Source organism: Pantoea sp. (assembly GCF_028283705.1).
Taxonomy (GTDB): domain Bacteria; phylum Pseudomonadota; class Gammaproteobacteria; order Enterobacterales; family Enterobacteriaceae; genus Pantoea.
In genome coordinates this window covers 537,538-554,565 of record NZ_JAPWKD010000011.1, presented here as the reverse complement: position 1 = coordinate 554,565, position 17,028 = coordinate 537,538, and the positions used below count along the sequence as shown (strand labels likewise).

Sequence of the window (17,028 nt, the reverse complement as noted above, 5' to 3'; positions counted from 1 at the left end):
TTGATTAAAAGGTGCGTTATGGAAACCATTACCGCTCAGGTAGCTAAAACTCAATTTGGCGAGTTGCTTATGAAAGCACAACGTGAACCTGTTGAGATCAGTAAACATGGCAAGCGTGTGGCTGTCGTTATGTCCGCTGAGGAATATGATCAGATAGAGACATTGAAGCTACAGATGCTACGCGAAAAACTGGCTCGCGCTGAAGCCGATATTGCGAATGGTCGCTCAATGGAGGGTGATCAATTCTTTAACCAACTGATGAAAGAGTTTGATGACGAATGACGCTGATCCTATCGCAGGAAGCGCAGCAGGATATTAGCGACATTCGTCGCTACACGGTTAACAAATGGGGTAAGGCAAAGGCTATAGAGTATATTTTGCAACTCCAGCTCGCTATGAAAACACTGGAAAGATCTCCGCAACTGGGCATCGAACGCGAAGAAATACGCGCCGATGCACGCAGTTTTCCTTGTGGCAAACACATCATTTTTTATCGTGTGATCCCAAATGGTATTGCGATCACCGCGGTGCTGAGCCAGCTTCAGGATCCAAAGAGATATCTTTAGACACCGCTTCTCCAGCCAGCAATGCTGCTCCGAGCATACCACCATGATGGGCAAAAGCTCCCGGCACCACTAATGGCTGAGCACTGCGGCGTAACACATAACCTTGCACCGCCGCATCCAGCGCCGCGATCAGAGGTGACACCGAAGCCAGGCCGCCACCCACCACCACCACTGAAGCCCCGGTGAGATTGATGCAGTACGCCAGCGGCTGGCTGACCAACTGTAGCCAGGCGCTGATGGTTTGTCCGGCCAGTGCCTCCTGACGTTGCCAGCGCGCAATAATGTCGAGGCTGCTGACGGATTCATTATGCAAAGTGCGATGCAGATTTTCCATGCCACGCGCACCACCGTAGCTATCGAGGCAGCCCCGTTGTCCACACGGACAGAACTGGCGTGGCAGGCGTCGCCATTCACCGTCAATCTCAACTTCCGTCAGTGTGATCGGGCCATGCCCCCATTCGCCGGTTAACCCATTTTGCCCGATGATAATGCGGCCATTCGCCACCAGGCCGCCGCCGACGCCAGAACCGAGGATCGCGCCAAACACCACCCTGTGACCCCGCCCCGCCCCGGCCAGCGCTTCGGCATAAGCAAAGCAGTCCGCATCGTTATGGACGATCACTTCACGTTGTAGTTCGTCAGCCAGTTCTCGTGCCAGGTTGCGTTGATGGAAGGCCGGAATATTGCTGGCAAAGATCTCACCGCTATTGGGTGCCACAATCCCGGCGGTGGAAATCGCTACCGGGCTGCTGGCGCTAAAATGCTGCTGATGCTGGTCGATCATCGTTCGGATTAACCGCGTGAACTCCGGCCAGGACGTGGTTGGCATGTTTTCCTGCCCGAGCAAAGCCAATTCACCGTTGCTCGTCACCATCCCCAATTTGATAAATGAACCACCTAAATCGAAACAGATCACCGCAGGTTGCTGTGTATTCATAAACGCTTATCCATCACATCGCGTAAGCCGTCACCCAGCACGTTAAAGCCAAGTACGGTAATCAGAATGGCCAGGCCAGGGAAAAGGGAGACGTAAATGTTGAGTCCGAGGAAGTTGCGTCCATCGCTCATCATAGTGCCCCACTCCGGCATCGGGGGCTGCACCCCCAGCCCGAGGAATGACAGGCTGGCAGCCGACAACACCACCGCACCAGCCGTCAGGGTCGATTGCACAATCAGTGGACCGATCGCGTTGCGCAAAATATAGTGGGTGATAATGCGCGGATAACGTACCCCCAGCATATGCGCCGCTTCGATGTACTCCATATTTTTCAGCCCCAGCGTCAGATTGCGGCTGAGACGGGCATAAACCGGGATGGAGAATAACGAGATGGCGATCAGCATATTGGTCAGCCCTTCGCCGAGTACACTGACAATCAGAATCGCCAGTACGATACCCGGAAAGGCAAAAATCACGTCCATCATCCACATGATCGCCGCGTCGATTTTGCGCCCCGCCAGACCCGAAATGATACCGAGCGGAATGCCAATCACCATCGAAATCGCCACGCTCAGGCACACTTCAAATAACGAGATACGCGCCCCATAAATCACGCGCGCGAAGATATCACGGCCATAATCGTCAGTGCCAAACCAGTGCGCGGCGGAGGGTGCCTGTAAGGTATTCAGTAAATCCTGTTCGATCGGGTCCCAATGGGTAATCAGCGGGGCCAGCAGTGCCGCCAGCACCACCAGCAGCACCAATCCACCGCCAATGGCAATCGACGGATATGCCGCCAGGAAACGCAACAGCTGCCTGCTGCGCGATCGGCGCGACACCAGGGAAGTTTCGATGCTGTTCATCAGTCGAACCTTATTTTTGGATTCAGCAAGCCGATGAGAATTTCCCCCACCAGATTCATCAGCACCACACCGGTGACGGCCACCAGGGTGACACCCTGAATCACCGGGTAGTCACGATAGCGCACCGAATCCACCAGCAAACGACCAATGCCCGGCCAGTTGAACACCGATTCCGTCACAACCGCACCGCCAATCAGGCTGCCGAAATTCAGCGCCACAATGGTCACAATGGGGATCAGGGCGTTGCGTAACGCGTGTTTCCAGTGGATGCTGCGCGCCGACAACCCCTTAGCCCTGGCGGTGCGAATGTAGTCCTGACTTAATACATCCAGCATGCTGGAACGCGTCATGCGGGCGATCATCGCCATCGGCAAAATCGCCAGCGTCACGGTGGGCATGATGTAATTACGCCACGAATCGGCTCCCAGCAGCGGTAGCCAGCCGAGTTGTACCGCAAAATAGTTCATCGCCAGCAGCGCCAGCCAGAAGTTGGCAATCGACGCTCCGGCAATGGTCAGCACCATCACCACCTGATCCGGAATGCGCTGGCGATAAATCGCCCCGGTCATCCCGGCGGGTACGCCAATAGCTATCGCCAGCAGGTAAGCCAGTGCCGCCAACGATAAGGTATAAGGCAGCCGTTCACTGATCTCGCTGATGACGGGACGTTGCGACTGCAACGACATCCCCAGATTGCCGTGCAGCGCTTCCGCTGCAAACTTCACATATTGCAGCGGCAGTGGCTGGTCAAGACCCAGACGGATACGCATGTTATCCACCGCTTCCTGCGGTGCTTCCGGCCCCGCCATCAGGCGTGCCGGATCGCCCGGCAGCGCACGGATGGCGATAAAAACGATGATGGACACCCCGAATATAATCAACGGCAGTGAAAGCACCTTTTTCGCGACATACGCTTTCATAGCAACTCGCCTGGGTTATTTTTTGACGGCATCCCGCACCACTAACTGACCACCCGGCTGCATGGTCACGCCGCTGATATTTTTCCGCGCTGCATACAGGTCATCCTGGTAGAACAGCAGCACCTGCGGTGCCAGCGCGCTGATGCGTTTCTGCGTGTCGAAGTAGAGTGCTTTGCGTTTGGCATCATCCATGGTGGAGGCGGCGGTATCGATCAGATCATCGGTTTGCTTATCGCTAAAGAAACCAAGGTTGGCGCCACCCGGAGCGAAGCTGCTGGTGTGGTACAGCGGTCGCAGTTGCAGGTCAGAACCGTACAGGCCGGATGACCATGAAGCCAGCACCGCATCAGTGCCCTGCGAAGCTTTCTCTTTTGCATCAGCGAAGGCCGCTTTGGTCCAGACACCACTTTCCATCTGGCGCACATTCAGCTTCACGCCAATTTTGCTCCACATGCCCTGCAATACCTGCGCAGTGCGTGCATCCGGTGCCTGCACCGCAATCGACATGGCAAAGCCATCGGCATAACCCGCCGCTTTCAGCAGGTCTTTAGCTTTTTGCAGATCAAAGGGATAGTCATGCAGGCTTTTATCGTAGTTCACATCAACCGGTGCCAGCGCCGAGTTGGCGGGCTGGGCATAACCAAACATCACTGCTTTGCTCAGCGCCTGCTGATCGGTGGCGAAGTTCAGCGCCTGACGCACGCGGACATCGCTCAACGCTTTACTTTGCGTATTAAGATCAACCCAGAACACCGCCGCACCCGGCGATTGTTTCAGATTGATGTTGGGATTGTTTTTTAACAATGCCGGCGAATTGTGGTGGCACGGGGTTAATAATATCGACCTGGCCGGATTGCAGCGCCATATTCATCACCGAAGGCTCACTGCTCCACGTCCATTTTATTTCATCCGGCCCGGATGATTTACCCCAGTAATCCGCGTTCTTTTGTTCCAGCACGTATTCGCCGGATTTATATTGCACCAGCTTATAAGGCCCGGTGCCATCCGCTTTATTATTGATGCTGCCATCTTTATCCGCTTTGGGGCTGACCATTAATCCTGGCCCCGACGCCAGTACCGTCAAAAATGCCGGGTTTATTTTTTTCAGCTGAAATTCCACCGTCAGATCGTCTTTTTTCTTCACGTCCTGAACAAAGGTGCGGATTTTACCGCTGGCGGCCAGGCCGCGTTTGGTATCGAGATGGCGTTGAAAGTTTTCCACCACTGCATCGGCGTTAAAGGGCGTGCCATCATGGAATTTTACATTGGGACGCAGTTTAAAAGTCCAGTTCAGCCCGCTGGCATCGCTACTCCAGGAGAGCGCCAGCGCCGGAACTGCCTTGCCATCATCACCCAGTCGCGTCAGGCCTTCATACATCGGGTCCAGCACCGTACCGGTAAAGGTGGCAGTCTGATTACCCGGATCCATGCTGCGTGGCGGTTCGTTCTGCATAATAACCAGTTGGCTGGCAAACGCAGAGGCGCTGGCAAATAGCGACATCATGCAGCCCGCGAGAGTAATAACCCTGAAACGCTTAAGTGTGCTTTCCATGAAGGCCCTCAGATACGATTGGTGAATTATCCCGGCCATATAAGGCACAACTCCCAAACAAAAGCCAATAGGTTAGTTCATATATTTTACTTATATCTCGATCCAGGTTCAGAAAATTAACTAAATGCCGTTGTATTTGTTCCTATGACTTATTATTGTCAGTGAAACAGTGCCTTGATCGCAGGACTCTTAATGCTCAATGCTCATCAGCAACAAATCATTCGTCTGCTTATTGCCTCACATGGCATGAGCCGCACGGCTATTGCGCAGAAGATGAAAATGAGTAAAGCGGCCATTAGCACCCTGATTAAAGAGATGCTCAATGCCGGTTTGCTGGAAGAAAGTATTCCTGAAGCCACCGGGCAGGGTCGCCCTTCCGTGTTATTAAAAATGCGCGCCGATAGCGCTTATTTTCTTGGCGCGTCGTTGCTCGGTGAACAAATTACCCTGGTGTTGATCGATATGCATGGGCACGTGCTGGCAAGCAGCGTGCTGACCCTGAGTCTCGACCCGCAACAACTCATCCAGGCCATTGCCGCAGCCATCCCCCCGCTGGTACAGAGCAAGGGTATCTCACCGGATCAACTGATTGGCCTTGGCGTTACGCTTTCCGGCTTTGTCGATGAACACCAGGCAGTCTGCGTGCAATCAGCCCTGCTCGGCTGGAAAAATGTCGCGCTGGCGGAGATGCTGAAGCAGGCAACCGGGCTGGAGGTGTCGCTGGAAAATGATGCCAAAGCCCTGGCGGTGAGTGAGAAGATCTTCGGGCTGGCGAAGAAAGTTCGCAACTTCACCCTGATTTCGCACAGCGATGGCATCGGTTCAGCGCACTTTTTTCAGGGGCAACTGCATCGCGGTGCCCACGGTGGTGCCGGAGAAATTGCCCATTGCACCATTGAGCCCGGCGGCCACCCCTGTCGCTGCGGTAAACGCGGCTGTCTCGACACTCTGGCATCCTTAACGGCCATCCGCGAAAACATGCGCGAGAAAGCGCTCGATGCCGTAACCCTGGCGGAGCTGGAAAATCTGGCGGTGAAAGGCAGCAGTGCGGCGATTGCCATTCTGCACCGCGCGGGTAATGCGCTCGGCCTTGCCATTGCCAATATCATTCAGATGAACGACCCGGAATTGATCGTGATTGCCCATCATTCCGGCGCGTTTGATGGCTTGCTGAAAACCGTGGTGATGCAGGCCATCGATGCCAATGTCTTACCTTCCATCATGGGTAAGACGCCGATTTCGACCATCGTTCTCAGCGACGAAAGCTGGGCCAGAGCCGCTGCCAGTGTGGCGGCCTATCGTTTTTTAATTCATTTACCCGAGTAACGGAGGCGGCAATGCGCATTGCTTTTGGTGGTATTCATACTGAGTGCAGTACCTATAACCCGGTGCTGAATTATGCTGACGACTTCCGTATTCTGCGCGGCGATGAACTCACGGCGAGTCCTTATTTTGCCTTTCTTGCCGATTACGATGCCCTCTTCCTGCCGACCTTTCATGCCCGCGCCATCGCAGGTGGTCCGGTCGCACGCGTCACTTACGAAGATTTTAAGCAGGATTTCTTAAGCCGACTGGCGACGTTGTTGCCCGTAGATGGCGTGTACCTGGCGATGCACGGCGCGGTCTACGTTGAAGGAATGGAAGACGCCGAGGGTGACTGGATTGCCGCCACCCGTGAGCTGGTGGGTGACGATTGCCCGATCAGCGTTAGCTATGATCTGCACGGTAACGTCACGCAACGCATCATCGATGCGATCGATATGTTCTCCACCTACCGCACTGCGCCGCATATCGATGTGGAGGAAACCATGCGTCGCTCAGTCGCGATGCTGGTGAAAAGCCTGCACAGCGGCGTGAAACCAGGCGTTGTCTGGGCACCGATTCCGGTAGTGTTGCCTGGCGAACGCACCAGTACCGAAGATGAACCGGCGAAAAGCCTGTATGCCCGCCTGCCCGCCATTAACGCGATCGATCATATCTGGGATGCCTCACTGATGGTGGGTTATGTCTGGGCCGATGAACCGCGCGCAACGGCGGCAGCCATCATGACGGGTACCGATGCCGATGTGCTGGCTGAACAGGCGGCAAAACTGGCGCTGACGTACTGGCAGGCCCGAGAACAATTCAGCTTTGGTTGTGTCACCGGCAGCACTGAGGAATGTGTACGGATGGCGATCGCCAGCCCTACCCATCCGGTGATTCTGGCGGATTCCGGTGATAACCCCACCGGAGGTGGTGTTGGCGATCGCGGCGATATGCTGGCCGAGTTGATTCGCCAGGGTGCGCAGGGAGTGATTGTCGCCGGTATTACTGATAAACCGGCGACCGACGCGGCTTTTGCTGCCGGAGTCGGCGCAACGCTGCCATTGACCATCGGCGCGACGCTCGATCCGGCGGGTGGCAAGGCCAGTGCGCAATTTGTGGTGACTAACCTGGTGGATGACGCACGATCCGTCGCGAAACAGGCGCTGCTGCAAACGGGTGGCATTACCGTGGTGGTCGCTGACAGACGCCGTCCCTACCATAATCTGGCGGATTTTGCGCTGCTGGGGCTGGATCCGGCCACTGCCAATATTGTGGTAGTAAAATCCGGTTATCTGTCCCCCGAACTGGCACCGCTGGCCAATCCTAACCTGATGGCGCTATCAGAAGGCGTGGTCGATCAGTACGTCGAACGTCTGGTCCGCAAGCGTAAGACTCAGCCTGCTTATCCTTTTGATACCGATTTTGATTTCCTGCCGGTGAGCGCCCTGTCCGCACGCTTTATGGCAGAGCCGCAGCCATGAAGACGCAGGAACCAGTGCTGCGCATAGAAAATCTGTCAGTGGCGTTTCGCCACGAGGATCACTGGCGCGAAGTGGTGAATAACGTCTCATTTGACATTCACGCTGGCGAAACGCTGGCGATTGTCGGTGAATCCGGCTCCGGTAAAAGCGTCACGTCTATGGCGATCATGCGCCTGCTGAATACCCGTCATGCTCGCATCACCGGTAAGGTGCTACTCAACGGCAGTGATTTGCTGCTGCTGAGCGAAGCCGCCATGCGCGATATTCGCGGCAATGCCGTGGCGATGATTTTTCAGGAGCCGATGACCAGCCTGAATCCTTCGTTCACCATCGGTCATCAGATTGCCGAGGTGCTGACCACGCACCGGAAAATTTCGTCGCGAGCCGCCAGAGAAGCAACGATTCGTTTGCTGGAAAAGGTACGCATCCCCAACGCCGCGAAACGCTTTGATGACTATCCCCATCATTTTTCGGGTGGGATGCGTCAGCGGGTGATGATCGCGATGGCGTTGGCGTTAAGACCCAAATTGCTGATTGCTGATGAGCCCACCACAGCGCTGGATGTCACCATCCAGGGGCAAATTCTTGATCTGATAAAAACCCTGCAGGAAGAAGAAGGCACGGCGGTGTTGTTTATCACGCACGATATGGGCGTGGTGGCCGAAGTCTCAGACCGAACGCTGGTGATGTATCAGGGCGATGTCGTGGAGACCGGCACCACCGCCGCCATCTTCTCCGCCCCGTCGGCGGAATATACGCGCAGGCTGATTGCCACCGTCCCTCAGCTCGGGGCGATGCGCGGTATCGCGGGACCACGTAAGTTTTCGGATCCTCACTCGCCTTGTGCGATGCCGCGCTTGTCGGCGCAACCGTTGCTGTCGGTGAAAAATCTCACTACCCGCTTCAGTATTCATGAGGGACTGTTTAGTCGCAAAACCGGTGCGGTCCACGCGGTGGAAAATATCTCTTTCGACCTGATGCCAGGTGAAACCCTGTCGCTGGTGGGTGAATCAGGCTGTGGTAAATCCACCACCGGTCGCTCCCTCACCCGTCTGACCCGCGCCACATCCGGTCAGGTAGAGTTTGACGGTTATGATGTGCTCAGTCTCGGCCCGGACGAATTACGCAAACTGCGTTGCGCAATGCAGATGATTTTTCAGGATCCCTTCGCCAGTCTGAACCCGCGCATGTCAGTGCAGGAAGCGCTGACCGAGCCTTTTTTGCAGCATCGGTTGGGCAGCAAAGCCCGGGCAATACAAAAAGCCGCTGAACTGATGGAGCGTGTGGGATTGTCGGCAACGATGCTGAAAAGATATCCGCACGAATTTTCCGGCGGCCAGCGGCAACGTATCTGCATCGCGCGTGCGTTAATGCTGGACCCGAAAATGATCATTGCCGACGAATCGGTTTCCGCGCTGGACGTGACGGTGAAAGCGCAAATCATTAACCTGCTGCTCGATTTGCAGCAAAACCTGGGCTTGTCGTATCTGTTTATTTCTCACGATATGGCGGTGGTAGAACGCATCAGCCATCGGGTGGCAGTGATGTTGTTGGGTGAGATTGTCGAGATTGGCCCGCGCGCGGCAATTTTTGAAAACCCGCAGCATGATTACACCCGTAAGCTGCTCTCCTCAGTGCCGGTACCGGATCCGGCACGCCGCCAGCTCAGACGACATATGGAGGTCAGCGAGCTGAAAAGCCCGGTCCGGCCACTGGATTATGTGCCGGAAACACGTCGCTATCGCGAAGTCAGCACCGGGCATTGGGTGATGGATCAGTAAATTGCACGGATCCGTAGCGGTGCGATTTATCGCGCATTCCCGTGCGCCGTGCCGGGAAAATGCGTTACGTTATAAGGATTGCTACCCGCTACTTTATCAAGGAATGTTGTGTGTCTCATTTTAATCAATATGGTCAACCCGTAGGGTTTGCTCTGCCGGACTGGCAGCCCGTCGCGCGTCCCTCCGTCACCCCCCTGGTGGGGCGGTTTTGTACGCTGCAACCTTTACAGACCGGACACTGCGCATCGCTGTTTGCGGCATTTTCTCAGGCTGAAGACGATCGCGACTGGACATGGCTGGGTGCCGAACAACCCCACTCGCTGGAAGAGATGCAGCGCTGGGTCGCACACAAAATCGCTGATACCTTGCTGGTACCTTATGCCGTCATCAGCCATGCCAGCCAACAGGCGGTGGGTGTGGTGTGTTTCGCCAATATTGACCAACAAAATGGCGCGCTTGAAATCGGCCATGTAACCTGGTCACCGCTGATGCAGCGTAATGTGCTGGGCACGGAGGCATTGTTTCTGCTGCTGGCCCAGGCCTTCACGCTGGGCTATCGTCGGGTGGCGTGGCGCTGCGACTCGCTGAACCATGCATCGCGTCGCGCGGCGGAACGCATCGGCTTCACGTTTGAAGGCCGCTTTCGCCAGGCAATGACACGCAAACAACGCAACCGTGATACTGACTGGCTGTCGATTATTGATACCGAATGGCCTGTCATTTATCAGGCGATAACGCGTTGGATAGACGAAGAAAATATTGATAATTCAGGGCAGCAAATTTTGCCATTACATCGATTCCTTAAGCGGAATTAATTTCGCTCACTCAGGATTTCCCTTTCTGAAATAGTGGTTGTAAATTATGTACACCCCGGCAAAATAACCGCCTATTTCGCATGGAAATAGCCCAATACATTTGTAACCAAATAAATCCACCATTTTGCTTCAATAGTTTTTAAACTAAATAAATTTTAAAATTTCAATAACAATGTTTTAAATTTGTTGCGAACTTTTTACTCATCGCTAAGAAACGTTGTTATCGCAATGAAAAAATCAACTACATTACTCACCTCGCTTTCGCTCGCTGCACTGCTTGTCAGTTCTGCTGTTCATGCCGCCGACACACCGGAAAAGACTGATGTGCTGCTAATTGGCGGGGGCATCATGAGTGCTTCTCTGGGAACCTGGCTGGAAGAATTACAGCCCAGCTGGAAACAGGTTATGGTCGAAAAGCTGGACGGCGTGGCACTGGAATCGTCGAACGGCTGGAATAACGCCGGTACCGGCCACTCCGCCAATATGGAGCTGAATTATACGCCAGAACGTCCGGACGGAAGTATTGATGTCAGCAAAGCGCTGGAAATCAACGAAGCCTTTATGATTTCTCGTCAATTCTGGACCTCGCAGGTGAAACGCGGTGTATTAAATAACCCGCATAACTTTATTAATTCTACTCCGCACATGAGTTTTGTCTGGGGCGATAAAAACGTTGAGTATCTGACGAAACGTTATGAAGCGCTGCAAAAAACCGTGCTGTTCCAGGGAATGAAATTCTCCACCGATCACGCGCAAATTCAGCAGTGGGCGCCGTTGATTATGGAAGGACGCGATCCGCAGCAGAAAGTGGCGGCAACCTGGACCCCGGTTGGCACCGATGTTAACTATGGCGAAATTACCCGTCAGCTGATTGGCAGCCTGAAAAAGAACGATAACTTCTCGCTGGAAACCTCATCAGAAGTGACCGATTTCAAACGTAACAGCGATAACAGCTGGCACGTCACCATTAAAGATGTGAAAAGTGGTGAAAACCGCACCATCGATGCACGTTACGTGTTTATCGGTGCGGGCGGCGGCGCGCTGAAACTGTTGCAGAAAACCGGTATCCCTGAAGGTGAAAACTACGCTGGCTTCCCGGTGGGCGGTTCATTCCTCGTCACCGAAAACCCGGCGATTACCAGCCGTCATCTGGAAAAGGTGTACGGTCAGGCTTCCGTGGGTGCACCACCGATGTCCGTACCGCATCTTGATGCCCGTTTCCTTGATGGCAAGCGCGTGGTGCTGTTTGGACCATTCGCTACTTTCTCAACCAAGTTCCTGAAAAATGGTTCGCTGTTTGATCTGTTAGGCACCACCACCACCAGCAACTTTATGCCGATGACCCACGTAGGCATTGATAACTTCGACCTGGTGAAATATCTGATCGGGCAGGTAATGCTGAACGATGACGACCGCTTCGCCGCGCTGAAAGAATACTTCCCGGAAGCGAAGAAAGAAGACTGGAAACTGATTCAGGCGGGTCAGCGTGTACAGATCATCAAGAAAGATGCAGAGAAAGGTGGTGTGCTGAAGCTGGGTACGGAAATCGTGACCGATCAGCAGAAAACCGTTGCCGCCCTGCTGGGTGCGTCACCGGGAGCCTCAACCGCAGCGCCGATCGCTATTAACGTGATAAAGCAGCTGTTCCCGACCGAATTCGCCAGCCCGGAATGGCAGCAGAAAATCCATCAAATCGTTCCGGCCTATGGTCAGAAATTGAACGACGACCCGGCACTGGCTCAGCAGGTTTGGGATGACACAGCTGCAACACTGCAACTGACTAAACCACCGGTGATCAACATGCCAGCCGCTGCCACTCAGTCGCAGGCCACCACACCGGCTAAAACAACTTCCTCGCCGCAACACGATATGGCGCTGTAAGTCTCAACCCCGTGCCGTCTGGTGCGGGGTTTTTCTTTATATCAACTACGTTCAATGACACACAGATAACAGCCAAACCGGGCGCTATGCACATGGATATATGCGGTTTCAGGTTGACGCAACATCTGCAAAATTAACGGCTCCGCCTCACCGCCTTGCGTGACCTCCGCCGCAATAATCATATGTGCTGTATTAAAGGCTCGTAGCGAGAGTAGCCGGGTTGTCAGATACGCAGGGACTTCATCTTGATAAACACCTTGTGTGGTACATCCCTCATGGATATAGATGGCGTGTCTGCCTGAATAAGGCGTTGCCGCTGGTTGGTAGGCGTAATTGACCAGAATCGCATACTCCCCCTCCGGCACATCACGTAATGCAATACGATCCGGAAAACCCGAGGATCTATCAGCCCGCTTACGTATCGCCAGATGTAACGCCAGATAGCGCTCATCCTGGCCAAATAAATGTGCAAACTCTCTGCTTTCCAAACCGCGAATGGTATAAGCCATATTATCCTCCAGGCGTTAAGCGTGGAGGTATTAAGCACCTGAACACGACGGCGTGCTCGCTGTTAACGGTCATGGAGTTTTCGATGATGAGACTTAAGACTTATGCTCTGGCAAACCTCATTTCCAGCACCGCATGTTGTAGATGCAGCAGAAAGGATTTGGCTGCAATTTCACCGAGGAAGGAAATTCGCCTGTTGGCTAAAAATTAGTTATTATCCGCTCCCACACTCCCCCCTGGCGACCTGATGTCTGTTATTTTTGATACCTTTATTGCCCCACCGTGTCATGACCAGATAGAAACGCTCTATCAGGACGAACACCTGGTACTGATCAATAAACCCGCCAACCTGCTCAGTCTCTCGGGCAAAAATCCGCAAAATATCGATTCCGTACATCACCGGCTGGTAAAAATATTTCCGGGCTGCACCCTGGTTCACCGTCTTGATTTCGGCACTTCCGGCTTGATGGTGATTGCGCGCAATAAGGCGATCAACGCCGCCCTGTGCCAGCAATTCAGTCAGCGCAGCGTGACCAAGGTTTACAGCGCACTGCTGTGCGGACATCTTGAAAACCATGAAGGGGTGATAGACGCGGCGATTGCCAAAGATCCGGCGCGCTTTCCGCTGATGTCAATTTGTGCAATCCATGGCAAACCCGCCCGTTCTCGCTATCAGGTGGTTGAACGTTTCAATCATGAGCTGGAAGATGGGACGTTACTGCCGTTAACGCGGGTGCAGCTAATTCCGGAGACCGGTCGCACCCACCAACTACGTATTCATTGCCAGCTGCTGGGCCACCCTATTTTAGGTTGCGACCTGTATGGCGGTCGCCTGCTGCCTGGCACGGAAAAAGCCCCTCGGCTAATGCTGCACGCCAGTGCGCTGGATTTTGTGCATCCAGTCAGCGAAGAGTGGATCAATGCGCGCCATAATAGCCCGTTTTGAACGGGCAACGCTCTGATTACCACATCAAATCATCAGGCACTTTAAAATCAGCATAGGGATCATCTTCATCATGCTGTTCCTGACTCAGGGGGCTGTTTAATACAATACTGCTCGCATCTCGCTGGGCAATTTTGTCAGCGACCACTGCGGGGATAATCGCGTATTCACTCTTACCATTGCTATCAACCACCAGGCGGGCGATAGCAAGGTGCCCATTCACCAGTTGCGTTTGGGTCAACTTATCAACACTGATTTTTTTAATTAAATTGTTATCGGTGAAATTAAAATCAATATCGCCTTTTGCAACGACGATTCTGTTCATCTCAATAAGTTGCTTCACCTGAGCTTTATATTCTTTTGCTAAAGCCGCTTGTTTTTGTTGTTCGCTTAGCTGCTTATCTCGCTCAAGTTGCGCTTTTTTATTCTCTTCCACCGCCTCTCTGGCCTCACGAGCCTGAACGCGTGATTTTTTTGCCGTCTTTTGGACTTTGGCCATTTTCTTGCTGGTCACTAATCCAGCCTTCAGTATTTGCTCTTGTAAGGTAAGTTTTGTCATCTTCGCTTCTAAACCATCTTAAAAATTTTGGGGGCAGCCCCAACTCTCACGTCTATTCATTGCCCCAGTGATTGAGAAAAGTGGCGATCTCATCAGCTGAAAATAGCGTGCCAGCGCATCAGGTTCTGACTCGCTTACCGGCTTTGCCACTTCCGCCTTGTACTTATCCACGATGCCATAAAATTTAAGCGCTACGCCATTGTTCATCAGTTGGGGGTTAAAGTCTATGCCGTGCCTGCTGTGAATTTTCTTTACCTGTGTGCTTTCATAAGGTTATATAAATCCACCAAATGATTAAGCGGAATCGTTGATCATTGACAAGGTGGATATCACGTCTTAACTCAATACGCGCTGTGCTGAAAATTGGGCAGAAAGGTGAGCCGTTGAGTTTTGCGAAAACGCTGTTAAGGAAACATTGTGACGATTTTTGTTCCGCTGATTTATCTTTTTGCTGGCTGGCTGATGGGAAAAACGGCCTGGGACTTCAAAACAGCTGCGTCCTGGATATTAACGCGTGTTGCCATTCCGATTGTCATCATATTCAACATATCGACGCGCTTTGGCAGTATGAGTACCATCATCATCACCACAGCCATCAGTATGCTGATTATGCTGATGGCGTCGCGCTACATTATTCGTGATCCCATTAAAAGCCTGTGCTTCAGTTACCTTAATATTGGCTGGCTTGGGTTGCCTGTGGCTACGGCCCTGTTTGGCAATGAAGCCGCAACAATCATCATCGCCGCCTATGTCGGCAGCTCGATTGTGGGCAATTCTGTCGGTGCGGGGATGCTTTCAGGCCACCATTTTAATCCAGTTAAATTGGTTCAGACTCCACCAGTGCTGGCGCTAATCCTCGGGGCGATGCTCATTCCCTTTAGCCAGCAAATCACACTGTGGTTTGCCGATCTCTATGATGTCGCAAAATTTCTGATGAGCTTTCTCGGCATGGCCGTGCTTGGAATATGGCTGTCCAAAATTGAGCTGACTCTTCAGGATCTCCGCCAGGAAGTCCGCCCGTATCTGGTTAAATGTGGTGTGATGTTTATTCTGTTCACACTGCTTTTAATGCTCGCCAGAACATTCGACTTCCGGCTGATAACACAAAATCCTGGGACGCTTTATCTGCTTTGCCTCCTTCCTCCGGCAGCCAATATCATCGTTCTGGAGACGCATTATCTGGGCACGGGGCGTTCTGCTAAGCTCATTACCTGCGGAACCTGCATCAGCATCATCGCGATTAGCCTTTTCGCTGCGGCTGTAGCTATTGCCAGGACGATGGGTATTGCTCACTGATATCACGTCCGGAAAGGGTATTTTGGGCATGGCAGCCAGGGTTTGATCAGCAACTCGCGTTCACTACCTCCTGGTAATGACGATGAACGCAAGTTGCGTTAGAACGCTGATTACCTGACATAGAAGGAAACTGCGTGTCAGGCACGGGTTGCAATCAGAATGGCTGATGCTTTGATCAGAGCCAGCACGCGACTGCTCTGATTCAGCTTCATCTCTTCCTGGCTTTCGTTGGTAACGACGGCAATGATTTCAAACCCGGCGTCAGTTGCAATATGCACTGTCGCGTTAACTGCGCCTTCAGTCACGCGGGTGACGCTACCGGCATACTGGTTACGCGCGGAGAACTTCAGGCCACACTCTTCAGTGGCAAGGGTGACCCATGGCGCTTTAATGAGCGCGATGGCCTCTTTACCAACCGCCAGGCCTAAAGCTTCTTTACTGCTGTGGGTGACAATCGCCACCAGTCTGACGCCACCAGCGAGCGTCAATTCGACTTCGTCATTGACCGCGCCGATGGTGACTGCGCTGACCGTGCCAACCAGTTGATTACGTGCTGATACCTGCATAGAAACTCCTTATCTCGCGATTGAGTGATTATCGGATTTATAGTCTGACATCCGTCTATTTAGCGCTGTTTCCGTTTAAGTTCAATAAGCCATTTTTGACTGCTGTTATAAGATTTGGCTTGTTTACAAGTCGGGGTGTTTTTCACGACTGTATCTATCCAGAAAAAAGGAGTGAGCTTATGAAGTTGGCCGCGAAATCGTCGCGCTCCAGCCAAATTCTCAGCACATCGACTCCGTTAACATTTCCTGCTATCACCTGCTGAAACCATTGCATTGATCACCGTTTCCCGGCACGGTATAGGGTTTTAACCTATTTATTTATCAGGGAATTATTTATGAATTCTATCGTCACATCTCCAGTTACTTATTCATCAAACGGCGTAACCTTAGCCGGTTCTCTGGTTTATCAGGATGGCATCAATCATCCACGCCCCGGTGTGGTGATGGCTCCGAACTGGATGGGTGTCACTGCGCTGGCCGAAGATGTGGCAGCAAAAATCGCCGCTCAGGGCTTTGTGGTAGTGGTGGCAGATCTCTACGGTGAAGGCCAACGCCCGACGAACGGCGAGGAAGCCGGTAGCATGATGATGGCGGTGAAAGATACCCCGGCAGAAGTGGCGCGCATGCAGGCAGCCCTGGCGGCGCTTCAGCATCAACCGCTGGCACCGGTAGCAGCGGATAAGCTGGCAGCGATTGGTTTCTGTTTTGGTGGTCACTGCGCGCTGGAGCTGGCACGCAGCGGTGCTGATATCAAAGCGGCAGTTTCCTTCCACGGCACGCTGGATACCAAAGGCGACTATGCCATTGATGGCATCAAAGGCAGCGTGCTGGTGCTTGACGGTGCCGCCGATCCGCTGGTACCGCGTGAACAACTGAGCGAATTCGCCCGCGAGATGAGTGCGAAGCAGGTTGACTGGCAACTGGTCAGCTATGCCGGAGCAGTGCACTCTTTCACCGATCCGTCGGCAAGCAATCCGGGTGTCGCGCAGTACCACCCGCAGGTGGCAGAACGTGCATTTAAACGCATGTTCGCGCTGTTCGCCGAAACCTTCTAAT

The 17,028-nt window shown here is 53.2% G+C and carries 16 protein-coding genes and 2 pseudogenes; 10 read left to right on the top strand and 8 right to left on the bottom strand.

What is annotated here, in order from left to right:
• Window positions 1-18 precede the first annotated feature (18 nt).
• Window positions 19-282, top strand: a complete 264-nt coding sequence (locus PW844_RS09510; protein ID WP_299450683.1) for a type II toxin-antitoxin system Phd/YefM family antitoxin — start codon at window positions 19-21, stop codon at window positions 280-282.
• A complete protein-coding gene (locus PW844_RS09505; RefSeq protein ID WP_299450681.1) occupies window positions 279-566 on the top strand; it encodes a type II toxin-antitoxin system RelE/ParE family toxin in 288 nt (95 codons plus the stop codon). Before PW844_RS09510 ends, PW844_RS09505 begins: the two co-directional genes overlap by 4 nt.
• Here the strand turns inward: PW844_RS09505 and PW844_RS09500 are convergent.
• From PW844_RS09500 to PW844_RS09485, 4 genes and pseudogenes are all read right to left on the bottom strand, one after another.
• The gene (locus PW844_RS09500) at window positions 520-1,503 is read right to left on the bottom strand and encodes an ROK family protein (protein ID WP_299450679.1); all 984 of its coding nucleotides are present in this window, start codon (window positions 1,501-1,503) and stop codon (window positions 520-522) included. The two genes, PW844_RS09505 and PW844_RS09500, sit on opposite strands and share 47 nt — an antisense overlap.
• Entirely contained in the window at window positions 1,500-2,366 is an 867-nt protein-coding gene (locus tag PW844_RS09495; RefSeq protein WP_299450676.1) for an ABC transporter permease, read from the bottom strand. The genes PW844_RS09500 and PW844_RS09495 overlap by 4 nt, the downstream gene beginning before the upstream one ends.
• Window positions 2,366-3,286, bottom strand: coding sequence for an ABC transporter permease (locus PW844_RS09490; protein WP_299450674.1), 921 nt, complete (start codon window positions 3,284-3,286; stop codon window positions 2,366-2,368). Before PW844_RS09490 ends, PW844_RS09495 begins: the two co-directional genes overlap by 1 nt.
• A gap of 15 nt (window positions 3,287-3,301) precedes the next feature.
• A pseudogene (locus tag PW844_RS09485) lies at window positions 3,302-4,838 on the bottom strand (ABC transporter substrate-binding protein).
• 192 nt (window positions 4,839-5,030) lie between these two features.
• On the opposite strand from PW844_RS09485, the gene PW844_RS09480 reads away from it, so the two are divergent.
• From PW844_RS09480 to mqo, 5 genes are all read left to right on the top strand, one after another.
• Window positions 5,031-6,164 (top strand): ROK family transcriptional regulator, encoded by a 1,134-nt coding sequence (locus PW844_RS09480; protein WP_299450672.1) that lies wholly within the window; start codon window positions 5,031-5,033, stop codon window positions 6,162-6,164.
• A gap of 11 nt (window positions 6,165-6,175) precedes the next feature.
• Window positions 6,176-7,624 carry a M81 family metallopeptidase gene (locus PW844_RS09475; protein ID WP_299450671.1) on the top strand — a complete coding sequence of 483 codons (1,449 nt, stop codon included), beginning with the start codon at window positions 6,176-6,178 and terminating at the stop codon, window positions 7,622-7,624.
• Window positions 7,621-9,405 (top strand): ABC transporter ATP-binding protein, encoded by a 1,785-nt coding sequence (locus tag PW844_RS09470; RefSeq protein WP_299450669.1) that lies wholly within the window; start codon window positions 7,621-7,623, stop codon window positions 9,403-9,405. The genes PW844_RS09475 and PW844_RS09470 overlap by 4 nt, the downstream gene beginning before the upstream one ends.
• A 110-nt stretch (window positions 9,406-9,515) precedes the next feature.
• A complete protein-coding gene (locus tag PW844_RS09465; protein WP_299450667.1) occupies window positions 9,516-10,220 on the top strand; it encodes a GNAT family protein in 705 nt (234 codons plus the stop codon).
• A gap of 228 nt (window positions 10,221-10,448) precedes the next feature.
• Window positions 10,449-12,101, top strand: coding sequence for a malate dehydrogenase (quinone) (gene mqo / locus PW844_RS09460; RefSeq protein ID WP_299450666.1), 1,653 nt, complete (start codon window positions 10,449-10,451; stop codon window positions 12,099-12,101).
• 41 nt (window positions 12,102-12,142) lie between these two features.
• Here mqo and PW844_RS09455 read toward each other — a convergent pair whose 3' ends face one another.
• Window positions 12,143-12,610 carry a DUF1203 domain-containing protein gene (locus tag PW844_RS09455; RefSeq protein ID WP_299450664.1) on the bottom strand — a complete coding sequence of 156 codons (468 nt, stop codon included), beginning with the start codon at window positions 12,608-12,610 and terminating at the stop codon, window positions 12,143-12,145.
• A 245-nt stretch (window positions 12,611-12,855) separates the two neighbouring features.
• Between PW844_RS09455 and PW844_RS09450 the strand changes: the two genes are divergently transcribed.
• On the top strand, window positions 12,856-13,554 hold the full coding sequence (locus tag PW844_RS09450; protein ID WP_299450662.1) for an RluA family pseudouridine synthase: 699 nt from the start codon (window positions 12,856-12,858) through the stop codon (window positions 13,552-13,554).
• Between the two features lie 16 nt (window positions 13,555-13,570).
• Here PW844_RS09450 and PW844_RS09445 read toward each other — a convergent pair whose 3' ends face one another.
• Together PW844_RS09445 and PW844_RS09440 are read right to left on the bottom strand one after the other, a co-directional pair.
• A complete protein-coding gene (locus PW844_RS09445; protein ID WP_299450660.1) occupies window positions 13,571-14,110 on the bottom strand; it encodes a DUF2058 domain-containing protein in 540 nt (179 codons plus the stop codon).
• 96 nt (window positions 14,111-14,206) lie between these two features.
• Window positions 14,207-14,317, bottom strand: a pseudogene (locus tag PW844_RS09440) (DUF2543 family protein); the annotation flags it as partial.
• A gap of 210 nt (window positions 14,318-14,527) precedes the next feature.
• On the opposite strand from PW844_RS09440, the gene PW844_RS09435 reads away from it, so the two are divergent.
• Window positions 14,528-15,406, top strand: coding sequence for a permease (locus PW844_RS09435; RefSeq protein WP_299450658.1), 879 nt, complete (start codon window positions 14,528-14,530; stop codon window positions 15,404-15,406).
• Window positions 15,407-15,543: 137 nt separating this feature from the next.
• Here the strand turns inward: PW844_RS09435 and PW844_RS09430 are convergent, their stop codons facing one another.
• The gene (locus tag PW844_RS09430) at window positions 15,544-15,972 is read right to left on the bottom strand and encodes a molybdopterin-binding protein (protein ID WP_084880557.1); all 429 of its coding nucleotides are present in this window, start codon (window positions 15,970-15,972) and stop codon (window positions 15,544-15,546) included.
• A gap of 335 nt (window positions 15,973-16,307) precedes the next feature.
• Between PW844_RS09430 and PW844_RS09425 the strand changes: the two genes are divergently transcribed.
• On the top strand, window positions 16,308-17,027 hold the full coding sequence (locus tag PW844_RS09425; protein WP_299450655.1) for a dienelactone hydrolase family protein: 720 nt from the start codon (window positions 16,308-16,310) through the stop codon (window positions 17,025-17,027).
• Window position 17,028 lies beyond the last annotated feature (1 nt).

What these genes read in the sequence shown, in the direction of transcription:
- PW844_RS09495 (WP_299450676.1), bottom strand. Translation starts at nt 2,366, where the DNA reads ATGAACAGCATCGAAACTTCCCTGGTGTCGCGCCGATCGCGCAGCAGG.
- PW844_RS09475 (WP_299450671.1), top strand. Translation starts at nt 6,176, where the DNA reads ATGCGCATTGCTTTTGGTGGTATTCATACTGAGTGCAGTACCTATAAC.
- PW844_RS09425 (WP_299450655.1), top strand. Translation starts at nt 16,308, where the DNA reads ATGAATTCTATCGTCACATCTCCAGTTACTTATTCATCAAACGGCGTA.
- PW844_RS09505 (WP_299450681.1), top strand. Translation starts at nt 279, where the DNA reads ATGACGCTGATCCTATCGCAGGAAGCGCAGCAGGATATTAGCGACATT.
- PW844_RS09510 (WP_299450683.1), top strand. Translation starts at nt 19, where the DNA reads ATGGAAACCATTACCGCTCAGGTAGCTAAAACTCAATTTGGCGAGTTG.
- mqo (WP_299450666.1), top strand. Translation starts at nt 10,449, where the DNA reads ATGAAAAAATCAACTACATTACTCACCTCGCTTTCGCTCGCTGCACTG.
- PW844_RS09455 (WP_299450664.1), bottom strand. Translation starts at nt 12,610, where the DNA reads ATGGCTTATACCATTCGCGGTTTGGAAAGCAGAGAGTTTGCACATTTA.
- PW844_RS09445 (WP_299450660.1), bottom strand. Translation starts at nt 14,110, where the DNA reads ATGACAAAACTTACCTTACAAGAGCAAATACTGAAGGCTGGATTAGTG.
- PW844_RS09450 (WP_299450662.1), top strand. Translation starts at nt 12,856, where the DNA reads ATGTCTGTTATTTTTGATACCTTTATTGCCCCACCGTGTCATGACCAG.
- PW844_RS09500 (WP_299450679.1), bottom strand. Translation starts at nt 1,503, where the DNA reads ATGAATACACAGCAACCTGCGGTGATCTGTTTCGATTTAGGTGGTTCA.
- PW844_RS09470 (WP_299450669.1), top strand. Translation starts at nt 7,621, where the DNA reads ATGAAGACGCAGGAACCAGTGCTGCGCATAGAAAATCTGTCAGTGGCG.
- PW844_RS09480 (WP_299450672.1), top strand. Translation starts at nt 5,031, where the DNA reads ATGCTCAATGCTCATCAGCAACAAATCATTCGTCTGCTTATTGCCTCA.
- PW844_RS09490 (WP_299450674.1), bottom strand. Translation starts at nt 3,286, where the DNA reads ATGAAAGCGTATGTCGCGAAAAAGGTGCTTTCACTGCCGTTGATTATA.
- PW844_RS09430 (WP_084880557.1), bottom strand. Translation starts at nt 15,972, where the DNA reads ATGCAGGTATCAGCACGTAATCAACTGGTTGGCACGGTCAGCGCAGTC.